We start from the raw sequence: 10,264 nt of genomic DNA, 5'->3' as shown, positions 1-10,264 counted from the left end.
ACCCTACCTCTTGATCCCGCAGGAGTCGAGTGGCTTCCGCTCCATTACACTATGAGCAGAAGCCATATTCAAAAAGCAACAATCATTACGAAAAGAGTCAAATTATAAAAACGAATGTATGGTTGTACGTATGCATAGTGTAGCCTACTATTGATTTGCTGTGCAACTGTTATGAACCGTATATAAGCGGGTATAGTAAATGAGAAGGGAGGTGTTAGTAGTGAAAAAGAATGCGTTAATCTTGTTGGCTTCTGTTTTAGGATCTATTTTATTAGCTCTTATTATTTATTTAATGATTATTTTAGCAGGTACGACAATTAATGATTCAAAACTAGTAATGAAGGCGACAACTTCTTTAGTAGACCAAAACGGAGAAGTTATCTCACAACTGTATATTGAAAATCGAGAAATCGTTTCAATATACGATGTGCCTGAGCATGTACAGGAGGCTTTTATTTCGATAGAGGATAGTCGTTTTCGTCAGCATCAAGGCATTGACTTCAGATCTATTGGCCGGGCTTTGTATCGTGATATTTTAGCAGGAGCTAAAGTCGAAGGTGGAAGTACGATTACCCAACAACTTGCTAAAAATGTTTTTCTTACAAATGAAAAAACGTTACTACGTAAAACAAAAGAAGTGCTCATCGCTATGAATTTGGAAAGACGCTACAGCAAAAATGAATTATTGGAAATGTATCTGAATCGTATCTATTTCGGGCATGGTGCATATGGGATTCAAGCTGCTTCAACTCTTTATTTCAACAAAGATGTTAGTGAATTGTCGATTGAAGAGGGAGCTTTATTAGCTGGACTGCCGAAAGCCCCTAATTCCTATTCGCCTATTACTAATCCTGAACGCAGTAAACAAAGACGTGATCTAGTACTAACGGTAATGGAAAACCAAGGGAAACTACAGGCTGGGGAAGCCAAGCAATTAAGAGGAAAGACGGTTGTTATTAACCGTAAGCCACAAGATGATGATGCTTACTTAACTTATATTGATATGGTTATTGATGAAGCAGAAAGACGCTTTCATCTGACGCATGAAGAGGTATTAACAGGTGGATATCAAATTGTTGTACCACTCAACCGGACCTTGCAAGAAGTGTCGTATGAAAAAATTAGGGATTCTAACTTTTTACCGAATGAAAATGCAGATGCAGAGGCTGCAATTGTCTTAATGAATGTCGAGACTGGTGGGGTCTTGGCTGTGCAAGGAGGAAGAGAGTATGTGAGAAGAGGGTTAAACCGAGTGAACGTGAAACGTCAGCCGGGATCTGCTTTTAAACCTTTGGCCGTTTATGCTCCAGCACTTGAACAAGGAAGCCACCCGTACACGTTATTAGTAGATCAATTGCTTGATTATAACGGCTACTCACCCCGGAATTACAATTCAGTTTATTCGGGCTCCATGACGATGTATGATGCTTTAACATATTCAGCAAACGCACCTGCTGTTTGGCTGTTGAATGAACTAGGGATAAATCATTCAGTAGAGACATTAAAAACATTTAAACTTGAAATTGAAGACGCTGGACTTGCGATTGCGCTAGGCGGATTAACAAAAGGGGTAACCCCTTTAGAATTAACAGCCTCTTATCGAGTATTTGCCAATGAGGGTAAAAGGATAGATCCGTATTTTATTGAAAAAATCTACGATCAGAATGGGGAGGAACTAGAGGGTGAAGTGCTAGAAGAACAAGTAGTAGTTTCACCGCAAACAGCTTGGTATATGACTAGAATGCTCGAAGCAGTCGTTGATAAAGGAACAGGTTCGGTTGGTGAAGTAACTACTCCATTAGCCGGGAAAACAGGAACATCTTCTTTTTCTCCAGTTGAAGGAGCAACTATGGATGCGTGGTTCGTTGGCTATACCCCAACCGTAGTTGGATCTGTTTGGATGGGGTATGATGTAACGTCTGCTGAGCGTTATTTAAAAGGTGGAAGTACGTATCCTACTGTTTTATTTAAAGAAATGATCAATGAACTACCACAAAACTTAAGGGAAGTAGCTTTTCAAAGGCCTGAACATGTACAGGAGTTAGAGCCACCCGTTCAACTACCTGATCAAACCATTTTGACAGCAACCTTTTCAATAGGTGGAAGAGGTTTTTCAAGTATTTTGTTAGAGTGGACTGGAAATGATGATGAGAGAATTCATTATCATATTTATGAGATTACCAACGATGAGAGAAAGAGAATTGCGACTGTTATTAATGGTCAACAATTTTTCATCAGTAGTGCCAATCCATTTACTTCAAAAATGTATGAAGTAGTTCCATTTGACTCCGTTACAGCACAAGAAGGAGAGAGTTCAAATAAAGCGGAAGTGAAGTTTAAATTGGGTATACATTAATACTGATCACAAATGTAAATACGGAACAATAAAAAGGTAGTTTCTTACATATGTGACTGAAAAATGGATCATAATCAGTAGAGGGATGTTGATAGGAGAAGCGTGATTCGGGAGTGTAATTGAAATTTCTTGCTAAGCCGTAAGGAGAAGTAGGGCGATGAGGTGCGGGGTTTGCCAATAAATAACCCTGATAGTAGTGGGCTCCATAGTTTTGGGCTAGTTGAAGTAATTCCAAAGTTTCAATGCCTTCGAATAAAAGTTTGGTTCCTAGTTGCTTGGATAAGACAGATAGATAACCAAGTGGAGTTCTATCTGTTTTATTCTTTATGGTGTCGTTTAGGGAATGAAGATCTATCTTGAGAATTTCGGGACGTAAAAACATAGCTCGTTCCAAATTATTGAATCCTTTTCCGTAGTCGTCTATCGCAATTTTGCATCCAAGTTTTTGGTATTTAATTAATCTGTTTTTAAATTGCGAATGGTTATTCATGTTCTGTTCAGTAATTTCTAACACAATCTGTTTTGGATTTAAACCTGGATTCGTTTGAAATTGAAAGAGCAACTGTTGATAAAATAACCAATCCTCTTCAAAAGAAAAGAAGGTTGGACTTATATTAAAGAAATACAAAGACTCTTTCTTTGTATAGACTTGGAGACATTTCAACGCTTTTAAACGTATCCAACGATCCACTTGACTTTTTTCTTTAACATGAATCGACGAATCGTGAAAGAATGGACCTAGACTAACAATGATTCTATTCGAATCTCTGTATCGACCTAAGACTTCGTATCCAATTATAGAATGCTGGTTTTCGCCGATAATGGCCTGAAAGTATGGAAAGATATTTTTAGGTGAAAGTATTGGGTTTAAAGGGTCATACATATTGTTCCTCCTACTTTTATTATATTGGGAATTACAGAGTTTCATTTTATCAAAAAGATTGTAATTTGAATGGTAATTGGGTTAATTATCTATCATTAATTCGAAGTCTAATTAGAGACGAACATTTATCGATTTTATGACAGTTTAAGCGTTTTGCTATACAGTCCGATATTCGGTCATTATAGTAAAGGTTGTAGAAAATGCAATTTGAAACGTGATCAAGTAAAATAAGATTTATAAGTAAGAAGAAGGAGTGACAAAATGAATCAAACTAACTTTAATGATACATTTTTAAAAGCATGTAGAGGAGAGGCGCATGATCATGTACCTGTTTGGTATATGCGTCAAGCTGGTAGGTCTCAACCAGAATACAGAAAAATAAAAGAGGAATATTCTCTGTTTGAAATCACTCATCAGCCTGAGTTGTGCGCGTATGTTACAAAATTACCAGTCGATCAGTATAATAATGATGCTGCTATTTTGTATAAGGATATTATGACTCCATTGCCAGCTATTGGGGTAGATGTTGAGATTAAATCAGGAATTGGCCCTGTAATTGATAATCCAATTCGGACAAAAGCCGACGTAGAAAAATTAGGAACAATCTCACCAGAACAAGATGTTCCATATGTGTTAGATACGATTAAGTTACTTCGTGAACAGCTAACAGTTCCGTTAATCAGTTTTGGTGGTGCGCCTTTTACATTAGCGAGTTATATGATCGAGGGAGGTCCTTCCAAAAATTATAATAAGACAAAAGCGTTTATGTATGCAGAACCAGAAGCATGGCATTTATTAATGGACAAACTTGGTGAAATGACCATTACATATATTAAATCTCAAATTGCTGCAGGGGCTCAAGCGATTCAAATTTTTGACTCATGGGTTGGCGCTTTAAATGTAGCGGATTATCGCACATTTGTGAAACCGGTTATGAACCGCATTTTTGCTGAATTAAAGTCTGAGAATGTTCCCCTCATTATGTTTGGAGTGGGTGCAAGTCACTTAGCTAATGAATGGAATGATCTTCCATTAGATGTAGTTGGACTTGATTGGCGTTTATCCGTTCAAGAAGCCAGAGAGTTAGGAATTAAAAAAACGGTACAAGGAAATCTAGATCCAGCAATTCTTCTTGCGCCATGGCATGTTATTGAAGAGCGTGCAAAAGAAATTCTTGACCAGGGAATGAAAAACCCTAATTTTATCTTTAACTTAGGACATGGAGTGTTTCCTGAAGTGCAACCAGACACATTAAAAAAATTAACTGCTTTTGTACATGAGTATTCATACGATAAGTTAGGAAAATGAGGTGTAGAACATGACTAAAAAGAAAATAGGTTTACTAGTTATGGCTTACGGAACTCCTAGAAATAAAGAGGAAATTGAGCCGTATTATACACATATAAGAAGAGGAAGAAAACCTTCTCAAGAAGCATTAGATGATTTAACTGAACGTTATGAAGCAATAGGTGGTATTAGTCCTTTAGCGAAAATAACAGAAGATCAAGCTTATGGGTTACAAGATCGTCTTAATCAGGAATTTGAGGATATTGAATTTAAAACGTATCTTGGATTAAAACACATTGATCCCTTTATTGAAGAGGCTGTTAAACAAATGAAAGAAGATGGAATTGAGGAAGCGGTTAGTATTGTTTTAGCTCCTCATTACTCAACTTTTAGCGTGAAATCCTATAATGGCAGAGCGAAGGAAGAGTCAGAAAATGTATCTGGACCAGTCATTTATAGCGTTGATAGCTGGTATGATGAACCTCAATTTATTGATTACTGGGTAGATCAAGTTCAACAAACGATGAACGAGATTCAAGATAAAGACAAGGCATGTGTCATTTTCTCTGCTCACAGTTTACCAGAGAAAATTATCCAAATGGGTGATCCTTATCCTCAGCAATTACAAGAAACGGCTGATTTGATTGCCCAAAAAGCAGGGGTTAAGAACTATACAATTGGATGGCAAAGTGAAGGGAATACGCCCGATCCTTGGCTTGGTCCGGATGTTCAAGATCTAACTAGAGACCTTTATGAAAAGCATGGGTATACGTCTATGGTTTATTGTCCAGTTGGGTTTGTCGCAGATCACTTGGAGGTTCTCTTTGATAACGATATAGAATGTAAAGTAGTTACAGATGAACTTGGGATTAATTATTATCGTCCTGAGATGCCAAATGCAAAACCTGAATTTCTTGATTGCTTAGCAACCGTTGTGAAAAAAAAGCTTGCAAGGAAAGAGTGAGGTCTTTGGAAACGAAAACAAGAAGAATCGCTGTTATCGGTGGTGGAATAACAGGGCTAGCAGCAGCGCGTAAACTTGAAAGAGCGAAAGAGCAAGGTTTTAATTTGGAGTATGATCTCTATGAAAAATCAAGTCAATTAGGTGGGAAGATCCAAACGGAACGGAAAAACGGGTTTGTTATTGAACGCGGACCAGATTCATATCTCGCTCGGAAAGAAAGCATGACCCGATTAGCTAAAGATGTTGGGATCGAGGATGACCTTCTTCCTAATGACACCGGGCAAGCATTCGTGTTAAAAGGTGATAGGTTATATCCGATTCCAGGTGGAGCTATTATGGGAATTCCTACTGAAATCAAACCGTTCATTTATACCCAGCTTCTTTCACCACTCGGAAAATTAAGAGCGGCTACTGATTTTGTTTATCCATCCTTTACAGCCAAAGACGAAGATATATCTTTAGGGCACTTCTTTCGTCGCCGACTTGGTAATGAAGTAGTAGATAACCTAATAGAACCGCTTTTGTCTGGAATTTACGCAGGAAATCTTGATAAATTAAGTTTAAAGGCTACTTTTCCTCAATTCCAACAAGTAGAGCAGAAGCACGGAAGTTTGATCCGGGGAATGAAAGCATCAAGAGCAAAGCAGGGTCCGAAGGTTGAAAAGACAAAGTCCAAAGGAATGTTTTTAACATTCCGCAACGGCTTACAATCATTTGTGGAAGCGATAGAATCAAAACTAGAAGCAGGTTCCGTTCATAAAAATAGTCATATTACGAAGATTTATAAGCAAGACAATCAATTGCATTTGTTATTTAAGGATGGTTCTATTCAAACGTACGACGATGTTATTGTTACAACTCCTCCTAAAATTACTGCTGCCCTGTTGGTTGATTATCCTTACTTTTCATATCTTAATGATATGGAAACAACAACGGTAGCGACGGTAGCGATGGCTTATAAAGAAGACCGTATTACGATTCCACACGATGGAACTGGTTTTGTTGTTTCGAAGAAAAGCAATCATGCTATTACGGCATGCACGTGGACGCATAAAAAGTGGAAGCATTCAACTCCTCCAGGCTATGGTTTATTACGTGCTTATGTTGGTAGACCTGGTGATTCAGCCATTGTCTCTAGATCTGACGAGGAAATTGTCAAAGCCGTTCTTTATGATTTAAGGCAAGTAATGGAAATTGAAGGAGATCCGGAATTTTTTGTTGTTACACGCTGGCAGGAAGCGATGCCTCAATATAATGTCGGGCATACATTTAAGATCAGCAAAATAAAAGAAGACTTAGCTCGAAATCTTCCTGGAATTCATTTAGCAGGTGGAGGAATTGAGGGAATTGGTTTACCGGATTGTATTGATCAAGGTGAAGCAGCTGTAGAACGAATTTTAAAAAAATGATAAAGTAAGAGAGGATAACGAACGTATTTTGCCATTATTGGTAAGTTACGGTTTTGTTATCCTCTTTTTTAATAGGATGAATTCGAAGCTTTTATTTTCTCTGTCACTATGAAAATTACAAATTTATAGCAACAATCTTTACTTAAAATAGCTGTTAAAATTTAACTTTTTTTGATTGTGTGTTAGCTAGAGTTGCAAAGGAGCTTGAGAAGATGTTAAATCACGTGGATCAACTTAGCTTAATTGATGAAAATGATTTACAGTCAGAATTATTCGTTCAAAACTGGATGTCTCCCCCGCACTTCCTTCTATTTGATAATCAAACGATTCAAGAATTTATTGAAGTAATGAAATGTAAAAATACTGATCTTCTTCTTATCGATAAAGAACATCAGGTAGTAGGTGCAATGTCTAATCAATCCATCTATCAACTCTTACTTGAGGGAAAATCGTTAGAAGACAAAATGGATCATACCATGTTGGAGCGAGCAAGTACCATTTATGAAAATACACCTATTTTATCAGTAGAATTTACCCCAAACCAATCGGTCGTTGCTGTTCTGAATGAACAAAACAAAATCATTGGTTCTCTTGGAAAACAGGAAATAATAGAAGCTCAAGAATTCTTAATCCAATCCATACAGCACAACGTTAATGTGATAGATGTGGTGTTAGATATCGCATATGAAGGTGTTGCTTTAGTAGATCGAAATGGCTTCGTCGTTAAAATGAATACAGCGTATCGAAATTTTTTAGGGATACAAGATGAAGTGGTAGTAGGAAGGCATGTGACAGAAGTGATTGATAACACTCAATTACACCTTACAGCTAAAACAGGCATTCCGCAAAGAGGAGAGGTTCAAACGATTAAGGGGCAAAAAATGATTGTACATCGTATCCCGATTTGGCAAAATGATGAACTAATTGGTGCAATCGGCATGTTAATTTTTGAAGGTGTAAGTGAATTATATCGAATACTAGAAAATGCGACAAAGTCAAAAGTGATTAAACAGCAACCAAAACTTGCAAAAACAAAGCTTCTTGAGAACAAGGAAAATGCTAATACATTAGATCAAATTCTAGGAACAAGTAAAGAAATTACTGCCTGTAAAAAAATCTCTTTTAAAGCAGCCAAAACAAACGCAACAGTGTTAATAACTGGGGAAAGTGGGACTGGTAAAGAAGTGTTTGCCAGAGCCATTCACCAAAATAGTTACCGTTCAGAACAGCCGTTTATCGCTTTAAATTGTGCTGCAATACTGAACATTTACTTGAAGCGGAGTTATTTGGATATGAAGAAGGTGCGTTCACGGGGGCTAAAAAAGGAGGAAACAAAGGAAAATTTGAATTAGCAGATACAGGAACTATCTTTCTAGATGAAATTGGTGATATGCCTAAGCAGATGCAGACAAAAATTTTGCGTGTTTTAGAAGAAAGAGAGGTAGTAAGGGTTGGAGGGGCTACTTCAACTCCCATAGATGTACGAGTTATAGCTGCTACAAATCAGAATTTAGTTGAGCGAGTGAACGAAGGTTCGTTTAGAGAAGACTTGTATTATCGTTTAAATGTGATACACATTACGATTCCTCCGTTAAGAAAAAGAAGGGAAGATATTCCGATCCTATTTGCTCATTATTTAAAGCTATATTATGAGAAATATAAGATTAACGAAAAGAGTATCGCAGATTCTGTTCTTGAACGAATTAAGTCTTATGACTGGCCAGGGAATATTCGTCAAGTCGTTAATACGGCAGAACAACTTGTAACCCTTGTAGATGGGAAGCAAATCACGGTTAACGATTTACCTGATGCTGTAAGGTCTCAACCATTAAGTATAAATAAGAAACCAAGCTTGAAGTCTGAAAGAGTAGAGTATGAACGTGATGCAATTCATAGAATTTTAACTGAAGTTGGAGGTAACAAGACAAAAGCAGCAAAGAGGTTGGGAATTCATAGGACTACTCTTTATAAAAAATTAAATGAGCTCGAGTAATAAATGTAGGGAAAAATCTACATTGTTGTTCTAAGGTGTAGATTTTTTTCTACACTTTTTTGTTTCTGTTGCTGGAAAGGTGACGTATTTTCAACATGATAAAAGTTGGCACGAGTTTTGCATTATAAAAAGTTGAAACGAAAAGGGAGGGAATTTTTTAAATGAGTGTTTCGACTGTTCATTTGCCTAAAAGTATTTTTTACGGAGAAGGAAGCTTTAAAAAGATAGGTGAGGAAGCTAGCAAACTAGGAAAGAAAGCTTTAATTATAAGTGATCACGTTATGGAGCAGCTAGGAAATTTAGAGAAGTGTCATGTTTATTTAAGAGAGGCAGGGGTAGAATTCGTAGACTATTTAGATGTTGCGAGTGAACCAACTGATGAGTACGTTTACCAAGCTTTAGCTTTAACTAAAGATGAGTGTTGTGACGTAGTTATAGCCTTGGGGGGCGGAAGTTGTATTGATACGGCAAAAGCTGTTGCTGTTCTAGCGACAAATGGTAGGGATATAAGTGATTACATGAATTTGAAAACGCTTGCTACGGTTAAGCCATTACCTCTCATTACCATTCCGACAACTGCGGGTACCGGTTCTGAGGCAACCGACGTTACAGTAATCACAAATACAAGTAATGATGTGAAAATGATGATCAAGCAACCTGCTTTTATGCCTGAGATAGCTATTGTTGACCCAGTGTTAACTATTTCTTCACCTAAAAATACAACAGCAGCGACAGGAATTGATGCATTAACACATGCCTTAGAAGCTTATATTTCAAAGAAAGCCCATCCTTTCACAGATCATATGGCTCTCTCTGCGATCAAATTAATTACAGAAAATATTCTTGATGCTTACCACAATGGGTCTAATGTAGAAGCTAGAAATAACATGATTTATGGGGCGATGCAGGCTGGAATTGCCTTCTCAAACTCCTCTGTTTGTTTAGTTCATGGTATGTCTAGACCTTTAGGTGCACTATTTCATGTGCCACATGGTATTTCAAATGCAATGTTATTACCGAGTGTGCTTGAGTACACCAAAAGTTCATGTATCCCTAGGTTGGCTGAGATAGCAAGTTATTTGTATCCAGATTTGAAAGGGTTCTCACAAATTGATTTAGCAAACAAATTAGTTACGAATATTTTGAAGTTATGTCAAGAACTGAATATACCAAATATTAAGACGTGGGGTGTTGATAGAGAAGCCTTTGAGCAAGTGTTAGGAAAAATGGCTAAAGATGCGCTAGATAGTGGTAGTCCTGCTAACAACCCTAAAGTTCCTGATAAAAATGACATTATTTCATTGTATCGACATGCTTTTACATTCGAGTATGAGTTGAAGAAAGTGTAAGACTTTCATTTCAGGAGGAGTAT

The 10,264-nt window shown here is 37.3% G+C and carries 7 protein-coding genes and 1 pseudogene; 7 read left to right on the top strand and 1 reads right to left on the bottom strand.

The genetic code is table 11. The features are described from left to right. Positions 1–211 precede the first annotated feature (211 nt). Positions 212–2,356, top strand: a complete 2,145-nt coding sequence (locus JCM9157_RS10100) for a transglycosylase domain-containing protein (RefSeq protein WP_439644340.1) — start codon at positions 212–214, stop codon at positions 2,354–2,356. Here the strand turns inward: JCM9157_RS10100 and JCM9157_RS10095 are convergent. Beyond that, complete coding sequence (locus JCM9157_RS10095; RefSeq protein WP_035664374.1) at positions 2,337–3,239, bottom strand: EAL domain-containing protein; 903 nt, start codon at positions 3,237–3,239, stop codon at positions 2,337–2,339. The two genes, JCM9157_RS10100 and JCM9157_RS10095, sit on opposite strands and share 20 nt — an antisense overlap. A 261-nt stretch (positions 3,240–3,500) precedes the next feature. On the opposite strand from JCM9157_RS10095, the gene hemE reads away from it, so the two are divergent. The 6 genes and pseudogenes from hemE (at position 3,501) to JCM9157_RS10070 (ending at position 10,241) form a co-directional block, all read left to right on the top strand. Further along, positions 3,501–4,547, top strand: a complete 1,047-nt coding sequence (gene hemE, locus JCM9157_RS10090; RefSeq protein ID WP_035664372.1) for a uroporphyrinogen decarboxylase — start codon at positions 3,501–3,503, stop codon at positions 4,545–4,547. Between the two features lie 10 nt (positions 4,548–4,557). Beyond that, positions 4,558–5,490 carry a ferrochelatase gene (gene hemH, locus JCM9157_RS10085; RefSeq protein ID WP_035664371.1) on the top strand — a complete coding sequence of 311 codons (933 nt, stop codon included), beginning with the start codon at positions 4,558–4,560 and terminating at the stop codon, positions 5,488–5,490. 5 nt (positions 5,491–5,495) lie between these two features. Further along, a complete protein-coding gene (hemY, locus tag JCM9157_RS10080; protein WP_035664369.1) occupies positions 5,496–6,899 on the top strand; it encodes a protoporphyrinogen oxidase in 1,404 nt (467 codons plus the stop codon). A 212-nt stretch (positions 6,900–7,111) separates the two neighbouring features. Continuing rightward, positions 7,112–8,433 (top strand): annotated as a pseudogene (locus JCM9157_RS25285) (sigma 54-interacting transcriptional regulator); the annotation flags it as partial. Then, positions 8,422–8,892: an AAA-type ATPase lid domain-containing protein gene (locus tag JCM9157_RS26040; protein ID WP_369384719.1), complete on the top strand. Its 471-nt coding sequence runs from the start codon at positions 8,422–8,424 to the stop codon at positions 8,890–8,892. The pseudogene JCM9157_RS25285 and the gene JCM9157_RS26040, both read left to right, overlap by 12 nt. Positions 8,893–9,053: 161 nt before the next feature. Next, positions 9,054–10,241, top strand: a complete 1,188-nt coding sequence (locus JCM9157_RS10070; RefSeq protein WP_035664368.1) for an iron-containing alcohol dehydrogenase — start codon at positions 9,054–9,056, stop codon at positions 10,239–10,241. The last annotated feature ends 23 nt before the right edge of the window (positions 10,242–10,264 follow it).

The organism is Halalkalibacter akibai JCM 9157, from assembly GCF_000513135.1.
Taxonomy (GTDB): Bacteria; Bacillota; Bacilli; order Bacillales; family Bacillaceae_D; genus Halalkalibacter; species Halalkalibacter akibai.
The sequence above is the reverse complement of the archived record's forward strand: the minus strand, read 5'-3'. Positions and strand labels throughout refer to the sequence as shown.